Origin of the sequence: Bordetella saccharivorans, assembly GCF_045862855.1 — a bacterium.
Classification (GTDB): Bacteria; Pseudomonadota; Gammaproteobacteria; order Burkholderiales; family Burkholderiaceae_B; genus Bordetella_A; species Bordetella_A petrii_F.
This window is the reverse complement of sequence record NZ_BAAFZO010000001.1, coordinates 25,881-43,578: the sequence shown is the minus strand read 5'-3', so window position 1 is coordinate 43,578 and position 17,698 is coordinate 25,881. Positions and strand designations below refer to the sequence as shown.

General features: G+C 69.1%; 14 protein-coding genes. 6 read left to right on the top strand and 8 right to left on the bottom strand.

What is annotated here, in order from left to right; genetic code table 11:
- Positions 1–119 precede the first annotated feature (119 nt).
- From ACKTT0_RS00195 to kce, 3 genes are read left to right on the top strand one after another with little or no spacing between them, the layout of a single operon-like run.
- Positions 120–902: an SDR family oxidoreductase gene (locus ACKTT0_RS00195; RefSeq protein WP_407847141.1), complete on the top strand. Its 783-nt coding sequence runs from the start codon at positions 120–122 to the stop codon at positions 900–902.
- An 11-nt stretch (positions 903–913) separates the two neighbouring features.
- Entirely contained in the window at positions 914–1,861 is a 948-nt protein-coding gene (locus tag ACKTT0_RS00190) for a 3-hydroxyacyl-CoA dehydrogenase (protein ID WP_407847139.1), read from the top strand.
- 38 nt (positions 1,862–1,899) lie between these two features.
- Entirely contained in the window at positions 1,900–2,829 is a 930-nt protein-coding gene (gene kce, locus ACKTT0_RS00185; RefSeq protein WP_407847138.1) for a 3,5-dioxohexanoate:acetyl-CoA acetone transferase, read from the top strand.
- A 49-nt stretch (positions 2,830–2,878) separates the two neighbouring features.
- On the opposite strand, the gene ACKTT0_RS00180 is transcribed toward kce, so the two are convergent.
- The 5 genes from ACKTT0_RS00180 to ACKTT0_RS00160 form a co-directional block, all read right to left on the bottom strand.
- A complete protein-coding gene (locus ACKTT0_RS00180) occupies positions 2,879–5,071 on the bottom strand; it encodes a TonB-dependent receptor (RefSeq protein ID WP_407847136.1) in 2,193 nt (730 codons plus the stop codon).
- 98 nt (positions 5,072–5,169) lie between these two features.
- Entirely contained in the window at positions 5,170–6,162 is a 993-nt protein-coding gene (locus ACKTT0_RS00175; RefSeq protein WP_407847135.1) for a tripartite tricarboxylate transporter substrate binding protein, read from the bottom strand.
- A 29-nt stretch (positions 6,163–6,191) separates the two neighbouring features.
- Entirely contained in the window at positions 6,192–7,217 is a 1,026-nt protein-coding gene (locus ACKTT0_RS00170) for a hydroxyacid dehydrogenase (RefSeq protein ID WP_407847133.1), read from the bottom strand.
- 19 nt (positions 7,218–7,236) lie between these two features.
- On the bottom strand, positions 7,237–7,911 hold the full coding sequence (locus ACKTT0_RS00165; RefSeq protein ID WP_407847131.1) for an RraA family protein: 675 nt from the start codon (positions 7,909–7,911) through the stop codon (positions 7,237–7,239).
- Positions 7,912–8,048: 137 nt separating this feature from the next.
- A complete protein-coding gene (locus ACKTT0_RS00160; protein ID WP_407847130.1) occupies positions 8,049–8,915 on the bottom strand; it encodes a LysR family transcriptional regulator in 867 nt (288 codons plus the stop codon).
- A 160-nt stretch (positions 8,916–9,075) separates the two neighbouring features.
- Between ACKTT0_RS00160 and ACKTT0_RS00155 the strand changes: the two genes are divergently transcribed.
- From ACKTT0_RS00155 to ACKTT0_RS00145, 3 genes are all read left to right on the top strand, one after another.
- On the top strand, positions 9,076–9,999 hold the full coding sequence (locus tag ACKTT0_RS00155; protein ID WP_407847129.1) for a LysR substrate-binding domain-containing protein: 924 nt from the start codon (positions 9,076–9,078) through the stop codon (positions 9,997–9,999).
- Between the two features lie 108 nt (positions 10,000–10,107).
- Positions 10,108–11,085 (top strand): tripartite tricarboxylate transporter substrate binding protein, encoded by a 978-nt coding sequence (locus ACKTT0_RS00150; protein ID WP_407847127.1) that lies wholly within the window; start codon positions 10,108–10,110, stop codon positions 11,083–11,085.
- Positions 11,086–11,129: 44 nt separating this feature from the next.
- On the top strand, positions 11,130–12,404 hold the full coding sequence (locus tag ACKTT0_RS00145) for a M28 family peptidase (protein ID WP_407847125.1): 1,275 nt from the start codon (positions 11,130–11,132) through the stop codon (positions 12,402–12,404).
- 122 nt (positions 12,405–12,526) lie between these two features.
- Here the strand turns inward: ACKTT0_RS00145 and acnB are convergent, their stop codons facing one another.
- The 3 genes from acnB to ACKTT0_RS00130 form a co-directional block, all read right to left on the bottom strand.
- Positions 12,527–15,118, bottom strand: a complete 2,592-nt coding sequence (gene acnB / locus ACKTT0_RS00140) for a bifunctional aconitate hydratase 2/2-methylisocitrate dehydratase (RefSeq protein WP_407847124.1) — start codon at positions 15,116–15,118, stop codon at positions 12,527–12,529.
- 153 nt (positions 15,119–15,271) lie between these two features.
- Positions 15,272–16,234, bottom strand: a complete 963-nt coding sequence (locus ACKTT0_RS00135; RefSeq protein WP_407847122.1) for a tripartite tricarboxylate transporter substrate binding protein — start codon at positions 16,232–16,234, stop codon at positions 15,272–15,274.
- 43 nt (positions 16,235–16,277) lie between these two features.
- Positions 16,278–17,609 carry an arylsulfatase gene (locus ACKTT0_RS00130; RefSeq protein ID WP_407847121.1) on the bottom strand — a complete coding sequence of 444 codons (1,332 nt, stop codon included), beginning with the start codon at positions 17,607–17,609 and terminating at the stop codon, positions 16,278–16,280.
- Between the last annotated feature and the right edge of the window lie 89 nt (positions 17,610–17,698).

Sequence of the window (17,698 nt, the reverse complement as noted above, 5' to 3'; positions counted from 1 at the left end):
CTATTTCATCATGATCTGTGATCACAGATACAAATTATAAGCCGAATCCGGCCGCAGCGGGCACGACGGGTCGCGGCGGCCAATCGAATCACGCGCGGCGCATGCCGCAGGAGGAGCATATGAGCAGACAAGCGGACGGCCTGGAAGGGTTGCGGGTGGTGGTCACGGCCGGGGCGGGCGGCATCGGCCTGGCCATCGTGCGGCATCTGGCCGCCTGCGGCGCGCGGGTGTTCACCTGCGATGTCGCGGAGCCCGCGCTGGCGCAACTGGCGCAAAGCCATCCCGAGGTCGGGGCGATCCGCGCCGACGTTTCCAGCGAGGCGGACGTGGCGCGCCTGTTCGAGGCAGCCGGGCGACAACTGGGCGGGCTCGACGCGCTCATCAACAATGCCGGCATCGCGGGGCCCACCGGCGCAGTGGAGGACCTCGACCCGCAGGAATGGCGCCGTTGCGTGGATATCTGCCTGACCGGCCAGTTCCTCTGCACCCGCCTGGCGGTGCCGCTGCTCAAGGCCGCAGGCGGCGGCGCCATCGTCAACATGTCATCGGCGGCGGGCCGCCACGGCTATGCCTTCCGCACGCCATATTCCTCGGCCAAGTTCGGCGTCATCGGCTTTACCCAGAGCCTGGCCAAGGAACTCGGGCCGGCCGGCATCCGCGTCAACGCGGTCCTGCCGGGCATCGTCGAGGGCCCGCGCATGGAGGGCGTGATCCGCGCGCGCGCCGAACAGGTGGGCGTGTCTTATGAGCGCATGGAAGCCACCTACCTGGAACGCGTTTCGCTGCGCCGCATGGTCACGCAGCACGACATTGCGCTGGCGGTGGCGTTCCTGCTGTCGGAAGGTGGACGCAATATTTCCGGCCAGTCGCTGAGCGTGGACGGCAACGTCGAGACACTCTGAGGGAGACCGCCATGCTACGTATCGCCATCGTCGGCGCCGGCCTGATCGGCCGCGCCTGGGCCGTTGTGTTCGCGCGCGGCGGCCATCGCGTCGCGCTTTGGGACAAGCAGCCCGGCCAGGCCGAGCGCGCGCTGGAGTTCGCCGCCACCGTATTGCCGGACCTGGACCGGCACGGCCTGCTGCGCGGCCAGCGGCCGGCCGACGTGCAGGCCCGGCTGCGCGTGGAAACCGAGCTCGGCGCGGCCCTGGCGCAGGCGGACTACGTGCAGGAGAACACGCCCGAAGTGCTCGATGGCAAGCGCGCGGTGTACGCCGAGCTCGACCAGCTGGCGCCGGCCGGCGCCATCCTGGCCAGTTCGACATCGGCGCTGCTGCCGTCGCGCTTTACCGACCACCTGCCGGGCCGCGAGCGCTGCCTGGTCGCGCATCCGATCAATCCGCCCTACCTGGTGCCGGCGGTGGAACTGGTGCCCGCGCCCTGGACCGCGCCGCGGGCCATGGAGCGCGCCCGCCAGATACTGGCCGACGCCGGGCAAGTGCCCATCATGATGCGCCGCGAGATCGACGGCTTCGTCATGAACCGCCTGCAGGGCGCGCTGCTGCAGGAGGCCTTCCGGCTGGTGGCCGACGGCTATGCGGGCGTCGAGGACGTGGATGTCGGCATCCGCGAAGGCCTGGCGCTGCGCTGGTCGTTCATGGGGCCGTTCGAGACCATCGACCTGAATGCACCGGGCGGCGTGCGGGATTACGCCGGGCGCTACGAAGGCATGTACGCGGACTTGTTCGAGCAGATGCAGCGGCGCGTGCCGTGGAGCGGCGAGACCATGGACCGCGTCGAGGCCGAGCGCCGCGCCCGCCTGCCCGCCGCCGGCTTGCCGGCGCGCCAGCTATGGCGCGACCGCCAGTTGATGGCGCTGGCCGCGCACAAGCAGGCCGGCCGCGACGACGACACCCCCTGAGCGCGCCGGCCGGCGCGCCCATCACCACGGAGCCCAGCATGTCCCAGGATAAAGTCATCATCACCTGCGCCATTACCGGCGCGATCCACACGCCGTCCATGTCGCCGCACCTGCCCATCACGCCCGAGCACATCGCGCGCGAGGCGGTAGCGGCGGCGGAGGCGGGCGCCGCCATCCTGCACCTGCACGCGCGCGACCCGCAGAACGGCAAGCCCGACCAGACGCCCGAGGCGTTTGCGCGCTTCCTGCCGGAGGTCAAGCGCCGCACCGGCGCGGTGATCAACATCACCACCGGCGGCAGCCCCTATATGCGGGTCGAGGAACGCGTCAAGCCGGCGGCCCAATTCAAGCCCGAGGTGGCTTCGCTGAACATGGGGTCGATCAACTTCGGGCTGTACCACCTGCTGAACAAGTACAAGGAATTCCAGTTCGACTGGGAACGCGAGCACCTGGAGGCCACGCGCGACCTGGTGTTCCGCAACAGCTTCAAGGACATCGAATACATCCTGTCGACCTGCTACGACAATGGCACGCGCTTTGAATTCGAGTGCTACGACATCGCCCACTTGTACAACCTGGCGCACTTCGCCGACCGCGGCCTGGTCAAGGCGCCGTTCTTCGTGCAGTCGGTATTCGGGCTGCTGGGCGGCATCGGCACTCATCCGGAGGATGTAATCCACATGCGCCGCACCGCCGACCGGCTGTTCGGCGCGGACTACCGCTGGTCGGTGCTGGGCGCCGGCGCCAGCCAGTTCCGCATCGCCGCGCAGTCGGTGGCCATGGGCGGCAACGTGCGGGTCGGCCTGGAGGACAGCCTGTGGGCCGGCAAGGGCCGGCTGGCGCAGTCCAATGCCGAGCAGGTGCGCTCGGTGCGCCAGATGATCGAGGGGCTGGGCATGCAGGTCGCCACGCCGGAAGACGCGCGCCGCATCCTGCAGCTCAAGGGCGGCGACCAGGTGGCGTTCTGACCGGCGGTGTGACCGCGCGGGCCGGCCCGCCGGCCCGCGCCGCCGTGGATCAGAAATCGACCGACATCGACAGCTTGTACACGCGGCCCATGCCCTGCGTGACCTGGCCGAAGTCGTTGCCCGCCGTGGCCCAGTATTTCTTGTCGGTCACGTTGTCGACGCCGGCGCGCCACACCACGTTGCGGCCGTCGATCTTGGTGGCATAGCGCGCGCCCAGGTCGATGCGGGTCCAGGCCGGGATCTTGGCGGTGTTGTCGATATTGACATACTGCGAGCCGCGCCGCTGCACGTAGGCCTGCAGCGTCAGGCCCGTCAACGCCGGCACGTCCCATTCGGCGCCCAGCACGGCCTGGTAGCGCGGCACGCCGATGGCGTCGTTGCCGTCCTGCGCGCCGCCCGCGGTGCCGCGCAGTTCCGGGTCCATGAAGGTGACGCCGCCCAGCAGGCGCACGCCGCGCACCGGCTCGCCGTAGATGTTCACTTCCAGGCCGCGGTTGCGCTGCGAGCCGGCTTCCTCGAATACGCCGGCGGCATTGACGTGGGCTTCGGGCTTTTCGATCTGGAAGACGCCGATGTTGCCGCCGATATTGCCGAAATCCAGCTTGACGCCGGCCTCGGTCTGCTTGGTGCGGTAGGGCGCCAGGCTCTCGCCGAAGTTGCTGGCCTGCTGCGGCGCCGTGTCGCCCTTGCTGAGGCCCTCGATGTGGTTGACGTAGAACGACACCTGTTCCCATGGCCGCACCACCAGGCCGTAGGCCGGGGTCCACACCGATTTGTCGTAAGTGGTGTCGTGCACGCCCGCGGTGGTGTAGAGCTTGTCCTTGATGGTCTGGTGGCGCGCGCCGAGGGTCAGCAGCACGCGGTCGTCGAGGAACGACAACTGGTCCGACAGCGCGACACTGGTCAGGTGCGTGCGGCTGCTGACATGCGGGTCGTCCAGGTCGCCGCCCACGAAGTTGGTTTCCGGGCGGTCGAAGTACACCGGGTCGTAGATGTCGATCGGGCTGCGCGCGCTGGTTTCCCAGGCCTGCCTGACGCGGGTTTGCAGCCGCGATACGCCGACATTGACGAGATGGCCGACCGCGCCGGTCTGGAAGCGCCCGCGCATGCCGATTTCGCCGCTGACCGAGTCGCGGGTATAGGGCACGGTCAGGCGCCCCACTTCGCCGATGCCGTCGTCGCCGACCCGGGGCTGGCCATAGTCGCCGTTCTCGCGGTCGTGGCTGGTGCCGATGGCGGCATAGCCCATCCAGCTGCTCGAAAAATCGTACTCGGCGCGCAGCACCCCGAAGGTGCTTTCCAGCTCGCTGTAGGTCCAGGGTTGTCCGTAGTTGACGTCGTTCGACGGCGGCGACGGCACGCCGTCGCCAGTCGGCACGATGGTGGGGCGCGGCTGCGAGTAGCGGTACTTCTGGTAGCCCGCGTCCAGGGAGACGCGCAGTTGCTCGCCCAGGTAGTCCAGCCCGACGGTGCCCACGGTCATGCGCTGGCCGGCGTCGTCCACTACCGTGTCGCCGTCGCGATGCGCCGCGTTGACGCGGATGCCGAACTGCTGCGCGTCGCCCCAGCGGCGCCCGATGTCGACGCTGCCGCCCACCTGTGAATCACTGGTGTAGTCGACCGTGGCGCGAGTCAGCGGATCGGCGCCGGCGCGCTTGGGCTGGATGTTGATGGCGCCGCCCAGGCCGGAGCCGCCCGGCGCCGCGCCGTTCAGGAAGGCATTGGCGCCCTTCAGGATCTCGACCCGCTCGATCATCTGCGTGGGCAGCACCTGGCGCGGCAGGATGCCGTACAAGCCGTTGAACGACAGATCGTCGTTGTTCATGGCGAAACCGCGGATCGAGAACGTTTCGGCCGAGTTGCCGAAGCCATTGCCCACCTGCACCGAAGCGTCGTTCTTTACCACGTCGCCCAGGGTGCGGGCCTGCTGGTCCTCGATCAGCTTGGACGTGTAGCTGGTCACCACGAAGGGCGCGTCCATGTTGTCGATGTTGCCCAGCACGCCCAACTGCCCGCCGCGCGCCACTTGTCCGCCCGCGTACTCGACGGGGGTGGGGTTGGAGACGCTGGCCTCGCCGGTGACCGTGGTGGCTTCCAGGGTGGTGACCGCTCCCTGCACGGTCTGCGACCAGGCCGGCGCGGCGGCCAGCGCCGCGGCCGACAGGGCGGCATGCAGCGCCAGGGCCAGGGGGGTGAGGTGGGCGGGGCGGGGAGCGGACAGGAGAGACGGGGCGGCAGGCATGGAGGGCAGGGAAACAGATTGGAAATAAGAATTTGTCGTATTATCCCGGCCGCGACCAGGGGACGCAATCTTTTTCCGCGCCGGCCGCCGCCGTACGCTCAGTGTTCGGCCCAGGGCGTCGCCTTCCAGAAGTCGCGGAACAGGGTTTCGTTGGCCTGCAGCTCAGCCTGGTATTCCGCGGGCGCCAGGTAGCGCAGCGGCGCGTACATGGATTTGGCCTTGGCGCGGAATTCGGGGTCTTCCACCGCCTGCCGCACGGCCTTGACCAGCTTGTCCTTGATTTCCGGCGGCAAGCCCTTGGGCGCGCCGATGCCGCGCAGCGAAGCCATGGTGATGTCGTGCCCCTGTTCCTTGAAGGTGGGCAGGTCGGGGGCGATGTCCGAACGCTCCTGGCTCATGACGCCCAGGTCGCGCATCGGCGAGCCGGCCTGGATGTAGGCCCAGGCTTCGCCGATGTTCATCGCCGCCATGAAGATCTCGCCGCTGGAGATGGCGCTGCGCACTTCGCCCGCGCCCTTGTAGGGCACGTGGGTCATCTTGGTGCCGGTGGATTTCTCGAACAGCAGCATGGCCAGGTGGTCGTCCGAGCCGATGCCGGTGGTGCCCACCGTGACCTTGCCGGGATTGGCCTTGGCATAGGCGGCCAGGTCCGCCAGGGTCTTGATGTTGCTGCTGGTATTGACGGCGAAGCTGTCGGGGTCGTCGATCAGGTTGCCGATCAGGTCGAAGTCGGTCCAGTGGTACTGGGCCTTGCGCTCGATCGGGATGGTGATCAGGTTGGGGGTGTTCAGGAAGCCGATGGTGTAGCCGTCGGGCTTGGCGCGCGCGATCTCGGCGAAGCCGATGGCGCCGCCCGCGCCGGGCCGGTTCAGGACCACGATGCGCGCGCCGTTGCCCAGGTATTTCTCGATGAACGGCGCCAGCGCGCGGGCCGTCAGGTCGGTGCCGCCGCCCGGGCCGTAGGACACGATCAGGTTGATCGGGTGCTCGGGATACTCCGCCCGCGCGGGGGCGGCCAGCATGGTCGCGAGCGCCGCGCCGGCGGCCGCCAGGGCGGCGAGCTTGCGCTTGAATTCGTGCTGCAGTTGCATGGTCTTGTCTCCTTTGTTGTGTGTGGAAATCAGACGCGCAGCCGGGCCGTGAACGCGGGCCAGGCGGCGTCATTGACAATGCGGCCGGGCCGGTCGCCGGCGCACAGGGCGCGGATCTGCTCGGCCGCCATGGTGGCCACATTGCGGCGGCCTTCGTGCGTCACCCCGCCGGTGTGGAAGGTCGACACCACGTTCCACAGGCCCAGCAGCGGGTGCGAGGGCGGCGGCGGCTCGACCTTCCAGACGTCCAGCCCCGCGCCGCCCAGATGGCCCGCCGCCAGTGCGTCATGCAGCGCGGCCTCGTCGTGGATGCCGCCGCGCGCGGTGGAAATGAACAGGGCGCCGCGCTTCATGGCGCGGAACGCCGCGGCGTCGAACAGGCCCTCGGTCTGGGCGGTGCGCGGGCAGTGCAGCGACACGACGTCGCTGCTGGCCAGCAATTCGTCCAGCGGCACCGGTTCCGCCCCGCGCGCGCGCACCTCGGCGTCGTCCAGGTATGGGTCGTGGGCCAGCACGCGCATGCCGAACGCCTGTCCCAGCCGCGCCGCGCGCCGGCCGATGTGGCCGATGCCGACCAGGCCCAGCGTCTGGCCGTTGAGTTCGTGGCCCATCAGGTCCTCGCGCGAGAATCGGCCGCCGGCCTTCAGGCGCTGGTCGGATTCGACGATGCGGCGCGCGACCGCCAGCATCAGGCCGAAAGCGTGCTCGGCCACGGATGCCGCGTTGCCGCCGGCCTGGTTGACCACCAGCACGCCGCGCTCGGTGCAGGCCTGCACATCCACGGTGTCGTAGCCCGCGCCGGAGGTCGAGGCGCACAGCAGGCGCGGGCAGCGTTCGAGCAGCGCGCGCGTTACCTGCCATTGGGGCGGCACTTCATCCTTGGCCGCCGAGACGTGGTAGACGTCCGCCTGGCCCAGCTGTTCCCAGAGGGCTTGTTCCGGGTCGGCCAGGTCCAGCACGGTCAGCGCGATGTTCGGATCGGCGCGCAGGATGCGGTCGAAGCTGGGGTCGGTCCACAGGTTCAACCGCACGACTTTCTTCGGGGTAGGCGTCATGATGCAGGCGGTCCCGAGGCTATTTCACGAATTCGCACTGCAGGCGCGCCAGCGCCTGGTCGATCCACGCGGTGTCCAGCACGCCATTGGCGATATCGGCCAGCATGCGCGCCTCCAGTTCGTTCTTGGCCTGGGCGGCCGCATGCACGGCCTCCACCTCGGCGTAAGGGATGCTCAGCAGCCCGTCCTCGTCGCCCAGCACCAGGTCGCCCGGCGCCACGACCATGCCACCCAGGCTGACCGGCGCGTTGATCTCGCCCGGGCCATCCTTGTACGGCCCGCGATGGGTGACGCCGGCCGCGTACACGGGGAAGCTGTCTTTCGAGATGGTGCCTAGGTCGCGGATGGCGCCATTGATGACGAAGCCGGCGATGCCGCGCCGCTTGGCGGTGGTGGTCATGATTTCGCCGATGATGGCGTTGGTCAGGTCGCCGCCCGCATCCACCACGATGACATCGCCGGGCTGCGCCATGGCGATGGCCTTGTGCACCATCAGGTTGTCGCCGGGGCGCGTCTTGACCGTGAACGCCGGCCCGGCCAGCGCGCCGCCGGCGTGCATCGGGCGCAGCGCCGCTCCGCCGGCCGACATGCGCGCCATGACGTCGCTGATATTGGCCACCGGGATGGCGCGGAATTTCTCCACCCAGTGCGCCGCGACGCGGCGCTGCAGCTCGGCAATGCGGAATCCGATCATCCTCGTGTCTCCTTTGAATGGTCCTGGTCGATGGACCCAGAGTCTACGAGGCCGGCGCGGGCCGGATTCGCAAATTTTTTGTGTTTTCAACGCAAAGGATTTGTGCCGCGCCTGGGGCGGCGGCGGCGCGCCGCCGTTCAGAAGGTCTGCCGGGCATGCTCCAGCAGCGCCTGCGCGATGCTGGCGCGCGGGCCGTGGCGGGCCCAGATCATGCCGATGCGGCGGATCGGCGTGCGCTGCGGCAGGGCGATCTTCACCAGGCCGTCGGCCTTGTACCAGATGGAGAACGAGTCCGGCACCAGCGACACGCCGACCCCGCGCTCGACCAGCGAGACGATGGTCAGCAGGCTGTCCACCTCGATGCGCTGGCGCGGCACGATGGCGTGGTCTTTCAGGTAGCGGTCGACCAGCTTGCCGCTGTGCGCCAGCCGGTCGTAGCGGATGAAGGGTTCGCGCACCAGCAGGTCGTGCGCGTCGCGCCCGGCCATCTGGGAGGGCGCGATCACGATCAGGGGTTCTTCCTGCAAGGTCTGCCAGCCGCAGTTCTTGTGGATGGCGAAGGCCGGCTCGATCGCGATGGCGATGTCGAGCTGGCCCATGTGCACGCTGCGGCACAGTTCCGCCGAGGGGGCGTAGGCGATGTAGGTCGACAATTCGGGGTGCTTGGCGCAAAAGCCTTCCATCAGCACCGGCAGGTGCGTGGTCAGCGCGGAAGGGAACACGCCCAGCCGCAGCTCGCCCTCCACCGAGCCCGAGCCGGCGATGGCCTGCAGGTCGCGGGCCGACTGGATCAGTTCCCGGGCGCGGTCGTAGATGCGCATGCCGGCCTCGGTGGGCGTGATGGTATGGCCCGAGCGCTGCACCAGGGCGGTGGCCAGCTCGCCTTCCAGGATGCGGATGCGCGCCGCCACCGCGCCCGGCGTCAAATGCAGGCGGCGCGCCGCCTCGGCCAGCGAGCGGCATTCCACCACCTTCGCGAAACTCTCCAGATATTCCGTGTTCATGCACCAGGCCGTCGGGCGGGAAATCGATGATGACAGCATCGTAAAAGAAAACCCCGGCCAGGCGGCGCGCCGGCGCCTAGGGATGTGCCGCATTGCGCCGCGCGGCGCGCGCCGGATAATGTCCTGCCTCGGCGCCCCCGGGGCGCCCGGCTCCTGGTCCATGATGAAAGGTTCACGCAATTCCGTCACCTCGCTGCGCATTTTCCTGGCCGCCGCGCGCAGCCTGAATTTCAGCCGCAGCGCCGAAGAGCTGAGCCTGACCCAGAGCGCGGTCAGCAAGCACATCAGCGCGCTCGAGGCGCGCCTGGGCGTGGCGCTGTTCCAGCGCCTGCCCACCGGCTTGCGCCTGACTTACGCGGGCGCGCTGTATTTCGAGCGCATCGGCGCCGCGCTGCGGTTGATCGACGAGGCCGACGCACTGGTGGCGCAGCCGGGGTCGCGGGTGGCCCTGAACGTGGCGGTGTCGCCGTCGTTCGCGCAGTTCTGCCTGCTGCCCGGCCTGGCCGAATTCTTCGAGCGCCATCCCGGCATCCGGGTCAACGTCAGGCCGCGCCTGCTGTACGGGCGCGGCGAGGCGGAGCGCTTCGGCGCCGAGATCCAGCTGCATGCGGGCTATGTGTCCGGCATGTCGGCGCGCTATCTGTGCGGGCGCGAGATGACCCTGGTGGTGGCGCCGGCCTTGCTGCGGCGCCATCCGGTGCGCCGGGTCGAGGACCTGGACGGCCTGCCGCTGCTCAAGCGCGCCCAGCGCGGCTACGGCTGGGACGAGTGGCGCGCCGAGGTGGCCCCGCTGTGGCCCGGGCCGTCCGCCACCGCGCCCGAATACGAGGGCTTCTCGGTGCTGCTGCCGGCGGTGCTGCACGGGCTGGGAGCGGCCATCGTGCCGCTGTGCACGGTCTTGCAGCCGTTGCGCGAGGGCGCGTTGTGCCGGCCGCTGGGCGAAGTGGTGGAAGGCCGCTTCGGCTACTACCTGATGCAGCCGCGGCCGGATGTGGGCGGCCCCTATACCGAGGCCTTCTGCGCCTGGGTCCAGGAGCGGGCCGGCGCCCTGAACCAGGCGGTGCGCGACTACCTGGGGCGCTGAGCCGCTATTCCGCAACGGAATGGCGCATGCGCATATGTCCCTTGCCGGCGCGGAAGCGGCCGGCCCAGAATGCCTTTCCGTCCAACAAGAACAGCTTCTCGCAACAACATGATCAAGTGGAAAAAAGCCTGGCGCGGCATCGCGGCCGCCGCCCTGGTCGCCTTGCCCGCGCTGGCCGCGGGCGCGTATCCCGACAAACCCGTCAAGATCGTCGTGCCGTATTCGGCCGGCGGCAGCTCCGACCTGATCGCCCGGGCGATCGGCGAGCAGCTGGGCGCCGAACTGGGCCAGCCGGTCGTGGTCGAGAACCGCGCCGGCGCGGGCTCGATGATAGGCACGGCCTACGTATCGACGGAGGCGCCCGACGGCTATACCCTGTTGCTGGCCGATGTGCCGTTCACCATCGTGCCGGCGCTTTACGGCGACCGCGTCAAGTACGACGCGCGCCGCGCCTTCGCGCCGATCGCCCTGGTGGGCCTGTCGCCGATGTACCTGTTCGCCGGGCCCGGCTACGCAGGCAAGGGCGTTACCGAACTGGTGGCCGATGCCCGCGCCCGTCCCGGCGTGGTTTCGATCGGCTCGGGCGGCAATGGCTCGCTGACCCATCTGCTGGCCGAGCTGTTCATGCTCAACACCCAGACCCGGCTGGTGCACGTGCCCTACAAGAGCGCCGCGGCCTCGGTCAGCGACCTGGCCGGCGGGCAGATCGACATCAGCTTCAGCAGCATGCCCAGCGCCGCGGCGCTGTTCCAGGCCGGCAAGGTGCGGCCGCTGGCGGTGTCGTCGCCGCAGCGCCAGCCCGCCACGCCTGACGTGCCCACGTTCCAGGAGAGCGGGCTGCCCAACCTGACCGTGCAAAGCTGGTGGGGCCTGATGGCGCCGGCCGGCACGCCGCAGGCCGTGCTGGACCGGCTCGGCGCGGCGATGGGCAAGGTGATGCAGGCGCCCGCCATTGCGCAGCGCTATGCCGGCATCGGCGCCAACGTGCCCGCGCAAACCGATGCGCAAGCCCTGCAGTCCCTGCTGTCGGCCGACTTCGACCGCTGGCAGGACGTGGTCGGGCGGGCCGGCATCAAGCTGGAATAAAGGCGCGCGCCCGGCCGGGCGCGCCATGACCTGGAAGGAAACCCATGACTGAGTGGTTGCAGGCGGCTGCGCGCGATACGCAGCTGATGGAGGATTTTCACGCGTTGTGCGGCTTCGGCGGCCGCCTGTCCGGCAGCGGCCAGGATGCGCGCGCGATGGACTGGGCGCTGGAGCACATGCGGGCGACGGGCGGGCAGGTCCGGCGCCTGGAGGTGTCGTACGATGGCTGGCGCTGCCTGCAGGGCAGCCTGGAGCTGCTCGACGACGCGGGCGGGGCACGCGCCTTGGAATGCAAGCCGTTGCTGCGCTCGGCATCGACCGCGCCGGAAGGCCTGGTGGCGCCGGTGCTGGACCTGGGGCCGGGGCGCGCCGACGATTTCGCGCGCGCCGGCGATCAGGTGCGCGGCAAGCTGGTGCTGGTGCGCCACGAGTATCCGTTCACGCCGCAGCACGTGCATCGCCGCCGCAAGTACGACATGGCGGTGCAGGCGGGCGCCGCCGGCTTCCTGATCGCCAACCCGCGGCCTGGCGGCGGCCTGTTGTCGGGCTCTTCGGGCCGCCCGCGCGATGCGGCCGGCATCCCGGCCGCCTACATCGACGCGGCCGGCGCGCGGCTGCTCGCCGATGCCGCCGGGCCGGTCCGGCTGGTGATCCAGGGCGAGGAGGTGCCCGACGCACGCGCCGGCGTGGCGGTGCTGGACATCCCGGGCGGCCGGGCCGCGCGCATCGTCATCAGCGCCCACCTGGACGGCCATGACCTGGGCCAGAGCGCGCTCGACAACGCCACCGGCGTGGCGGTGGCCCTGGCGGCCGCGCGCGCACTCGCGCCCAGGGTGTCGGCGCACACGGCCGGCTTGCGCGTGTGCCTGTTCTGCGCCGAGGAATGGGCCCTGACCGGCTCCGCCCGCTACCTGGCGGACCTGCCCGCCGCGGAGCGGGCCAGCCTCAAGCTGAACATCAACCTGGACACCGTGGCCGGCGACGATACGCTGGCCGCGCTGATCAGCGACTTCCCGGCGCTGGCCGGCTATGTCGCGCGGGCCGCGCAGGCAGCCGGCGTGCCGGTCGCCAGCTGGCTGCCGCTGATGCCGAACTCCGACCACGCCAATTTCGCCCGCCACGGCATCCCCGCGCTGCGCCTGGTGGCGGGTTTCGACCGGCCCGATTCGCGCGTCAACCGCATCCTGTCCGCGGAGGATACGCCGGACATCATCCGCGCAAGCGAACTGCGCCGCGCCCTGGCGGTGACCTGCGCCATGGGCGACCTGGCGCTGGCCCTGGACGATGCGCAGCTGGATGCGTTGGCGGTGCGCGACTGACGGGTCGATGCCGCGCCCTCGAGGCGGCCTGGCGGCAAAAAAAACAGAACGGCCCTGGACATGTCCAGGGCCGTTCTGTCTTGCGGCGGGCCACGGCCGCCGCAATGCCATGCCAGCGGCGTTTACACCTCGATCACGTCGGCTACGTCCTTGTAGTCGGCGATCTTGTCGAAGTTCAGGTACTGGTAGATCTGGTCGCCGCTCTTGTTGATGACGCCCATGTCGGCCATGTACTCGTCCTTGGTCGGGATGCGGCCCAGGCGCGAGCAGATGGCGGCCAGCTCGGCCGAACCCAGGTACACGTTGGTGTTCTTGCCCAGGCGGTTGGGGAAGTTGCGGGTGCTGGTCGACATCACCGTGGCCCCTTCGCGCACCTGGGCCTGGTTGCCCATGCACAGCGAGCAGCCCGGCATTTCGGTGCGCGCGCCGGCGGTGCCGAACACGCCATAGTGGCCTTCCTCGGTCAGTTGCTGCGCGTCCATCTTGGTGGGCGGCGCCACCCACAGCTTGACCGGGATGTCGCGCTTGCCTTCCAGCAGCTTGGAAGCCGCGCGGAAGTGGCCGATGTTGGTCATGCAGCTGCCGATGAACACTTCGTCGATCTTGGCGCCGGCCACGTCGGACAGCGTCTTGACGTCATCCGGGTCGTTGGGGCAGGCCACGATGGGCTCGTGGATGTCGGCCAGGTCGATCTCGATCACGGCGGCGTATTCGGCGTCGGCGTCGGGCTCCAGCAGCTTGGGGTCGGCCAGCCAGGCTTCCATGGCCTTGATGCGGCGGCCCAGCGAGCGTTCGTCTTCGTAGCCGTTGGCGATCATCCACTTCAGCATCACGATGTTGCTGTTGATGTACTCGATGATCGGTTCCTTGTCCAGGCGCACCGTGCAGCCGGCGGCCGAACGCTCGGCCGAGGCGTCGGACAGTTCGAACGCCTGTTCCACCTTCAGGTCGGGCAGGCCCTCGATTTCCAGGATGCGGCCCGAGAAGACGTTCTTCTTGCCCTGCTTGGCGACGGTCAGCAGGCCCTGCTTGATGGCGTACAGCGGAATGGCGTTGACCAGGTCGCGCAGCGTGACGCCCGGCTGCATCTTGCCCTTGAAGCGCACCAGCACCGATTCAGGCATGTCCAGCGGCATCACGCCGGTGGCGGCGGCGAATGCCACCAGGCCCGAGCCGGCCGGGAACGAGATGCCGATGGGGAAGCGGGTGTGCGAGTCGCCGCCGGTGCCCACCGTGTCGGGCAGCAGCATGCGGTTCAGCCACGAGTGGATCACGCCGTCGCCCGGGCGCAGCGAGATGCCGCCGCGCGTGCTGATGAATTGCGGCAAGGTGTGGTGGGTCTTGACGTCCACCGGCTTGGGGTAGGCCGCGGTGTGGCAGAACGACTGCATGACCAGGTCGGCCGAGAAGCCCAGGCAGGCCAGGTCCTTCAGCTCGTCGCGGGTCATGGGGCCGGTGGTGTCCTGGCTGCCCACGGAGGTCATGCGCGGTTCGCAATAGGTGCCCGGACGCACGCCCTGGCCCTCCGGCAGGCCGCAGGCGCGGCCGACCATCTTCTGCGCCAGCGAGTAGCCGCGGCCCGAATCGGCCGGGTTCTTGGGCAGGCGGAACAGCGTCGAAGGCGGCAGGCCCAGGGCCTCGCGCGCCTTGGCGGTCAGGCCGCGGCCGATGATCAGCGGAATGCGGCCGCCGGCGCGCACTTCGTCGAACAGCACGTCGGACTTGACCTGGAATTCGGAAATGACTTCGCCGTCCTTCAGTGCACGGCCTTCATACGGACGCAGCTCGACCACGTCGCCCATTTCCATCTTGGAGACGTCCAGCTCGATGGGCAGGGCGCCCGCGTCTTCCATGGTGTTGTAGAAGATGGGGGCGATCTTGCCGCCCAGGCAGACGCCGCCGTAGCGCTTGTTGGGTACGAAGGGGATGTCCTCGCCCGTGAACCACAGCACCGAATTGGTGGCCGACTTGCGCGACGAGCCCGTGCCGACCACGTCGCCCACATAGGCGACCAGGTGGCCTTTTTCCTTGAGCGATTCGATGAACTTCACCGGGCCGCGCTTGCCGTCTTCTTCCGGCTGGAACGCCGCGCCTTCGCGCTTGTTCTTCAGCATGGCCAGCGCGTGCATGGGGATGTCGGGGCGCGTGGTGGCGTCGGGCGCGGGCGAGAGGTCGTCGGTGTTGGTTTCGCCCGGCACCTTGAACACGGTGATGGTCAGGCTCTCGGGCAGCTCGGGGCGGCTGGTGAACCATTCGGCGTCGGCCCAGCTCTGCATCACGGCGCGCGCATTGGCGTTGCCCTTGTCGGCCTTGTCCTTCACGTCGTGGAAGGCGTCGAACATCAGCAGGGTTTTCTTCAGGCCGTCGGCGGCGATGGTGCCGACATCGGCGTCGTCCAGCAGTTCGATCAGCGGGCCGATGTTATAGCCGCCGAGCATGGTGCCCAGCAGTTCGGTCGCCTTGGCCCGGCTGATCAGCGCACACGATTCCTTGCCCAGCGCCACGGCCGCCAGGTACGAGGCCTTGACCTTGGCGGCGTCGTCCACGCCGGCGGGCACGCGGTGGGTGAGCAGGTCCAGCAGGTACTGCGCCTCGCCCTCGGGCGGGCTTTTCAGCAGTTCGATCAGATCGGCGGTTTGTTGGGCCGAGAGGGGCAGCGGGGGGATACCCAGCGCGGCGCGCTCGGCGACGTGTTGGCGATACGTTTCCAGCATGGCAGGCCTGCGTAAAGTCGGGTTGCGAGAAGGGTTGTCGGCCGGAATTGTAGAGGGAGGAGGGGGCTGGGGGCAAGTGTCTTATATCTTATATAAGACTTGCGGCCGCCCTTGCCGGCCGGCGGAGTGTCTCGCCGCTGCGCGCGGGTGGCCTCAGGGCGCCAGCTGCAGCGTCCCGCCCTGCAGTAGCGCATCCCATTTCCGCTGATCCCCGCGCAGGAAGGCCAGCAGTTCGGCGCGGCTGCCGTCGCCGGCCACCATGCCCGCCGTCTCCAGCGCCTTCTGGAAGGCGGCGCTCTTGAACGCCTGCCGCAGCAGGCCGTTCAGGGTATCCAGCTGACTGGCGGGCATCGACCGCACCGCCGCCACGGCGAACCATTGGCTGGCCTCGTAGTCGCGAAAGCCCGCCTCGCGCATGGTCGGCACCTCGGGCAGGCTGGGGATACGGTAGGCCGTGGTCACCGCGTAGGCTTTCAGGGTGCCGGACTTGATCTGCGACATGACCGGCGTGGCGCCCAGGATCGCCAGCGGGATCTGCCCGCCGGCCACATCGGACACCGCCTGCCCGCCACCCTTGTAGGGGATATGCGTCATGTGCGTGCCGGCCTGCCGGTTCAGCAGTTCGCCCGCCAGGTGCTGGGAGGTGCCGGTACCGGAACTGCCGTAGCTCCAGGCTTCGGGTTGCTGGCGGGCGGCCTCGACGACGTCCTGCAGCGAGTCCTGGGCGCCGCCGGCCGGGCCGACGATCACCATCGGGCCTTCGGCCATCAGGGCCACGGGCGCCAGCTCATGGCCGATGCGCGGCTGCGGGCTGGGGTAGACCAACGGCCCCGGCACGGTGATCAGCAGGCCGTCGGACGCCTGGCTGCGCGCCACGTATTGCAGCGCGATGGCGCCCGAGGCGCCCGAACGGTTTTCCACTACGACGGTCTTGCCCGTCTGGCGCGCCAGTTCCTGGGCCGCGATGCGCGTCAGGGTGTCCGCGGTGCCGCCCGGCACGAAGCCGACGATCCAGTGGATCGTGCCGGTGGGCCAGTCCAGTGGCGCGGCGGCGCGCGCCGCCGCCGGCATGGCGGCGCACAGCAGAGTGGCCGCCAGGCAGGATGCGAGTTTCATCGATATTCCCCTTGTCGTTGTACGGCGCGCCGGCGCGGCCGGGTCACGCCGGGTCGGGCGCGCCCGGCGGCGTATTGGGATGCGCGGCGCACGATTGGTTGAAGGCCTGCACCATCTTCAGCACCGGGCCCAGTACCCAGGTATTGAAGATCAGGACGTCGCTTTCTTCCTTGGGGTCCTGCTGCAGGTTGAACAGATAGGGCGATTCCAGCTTGCCCTTGCCTTCGTTGACCTCGGGCTCCCAGTAGAAATGCAGTTTCCAGTGGCGCCACTTGACGGCCCGCAGGTCGTTCTTGATGTAGAACAGGAAGCCCTCGCGCGGCGACGTCGCCCGCGCGCCGGTGAAGAAATCGAGCTGGTCCTGGCCGTCGATCGGCCGGTCGGCCGGAATGGCCGCGCCGCCGATGCGCGACAGCGTGGTGAACAGATCGGTGACATGGACCATTTCGTTGGAAACCTGTCCGGCGGCGATCCGGCGGGGCCAGCGAATGATGAAGGGCACCCGCAGGCTGCCTTCCATGGCCGTGTGGTAGGTGCCCGTCCAGGGGCCGGCCGTGCCGCGATAGGGCTTGCGGAATTCCGGGCCGTTGTCGCTGCAGAACACGAAAACCGTGTCCTCGCGCAGGCCCAGTTCGTCGACGGTCTGCATGATCTGGCCGACCCGGTGGTCCATCTCGACCAGTGAATCGGCAAAGTCGCCCACCCCGGTGCGGCCGGCGAAGTCCGGGTGCGGCAGGGTCGGGAAATGCATGTGTACCAGCGGCAGGTACAGGAAGAACGGCTGGCCGGCCTCGGTGCGCGCGCGCATGAAGTCCTGCGAACGCCGCACCAGCTCGGCGTCGATGCCGCGGCGCGCCTCCAGGTCGTAGACCTGTACGGGCGTGGAGGGCCCGCCGCGCCCGCCCTGCATGATGTGCGGGATCTCGGCCACCGTGGGATCGAAGCCCACCGACGCGGTGAATTGGCTTTCGTCGGTGGTGCGCGGAATGCCGTACCAGAGGTCGAAGCCGCGGTCGGACGGATAGCGCCCCGGGATGTCGCCAAGGTGCCATTTGCCGAAATGGGCCGTTGCATAGCCCTGTTCCGACAATTGCTGCGCCAGCGTGATCTCGTCGCGCCGCAATCCCTGGGGCAGGCCCGGCGGCACCGATTGCAGGCAGCCGGTGCGGATGGGGTGGCGCCCCGTCATCAGGGCCGAACGGGTGGGCACGCAGTCGCTTTCCACGTTGAAGTTCTGCAGCAGCAGGCCTTCGCTGGCCAGTTGGTCGATATGTGGCGTGGGGGCGCCGCGCAGGGCGCCGCCGCCGTAGCAGCCCAGTTCGCCCCAGCCGAGATTGTCGGCGACGATCAGGATGATGTTCGGTTGTGCAGGCATAGGGCAGTAATCAAAGAGGGGAGGGCCACGGCCCTATACGAAAAAATTCTAGGTGCCCAGGCCTGCGATAACATTCCTAAACATCATCT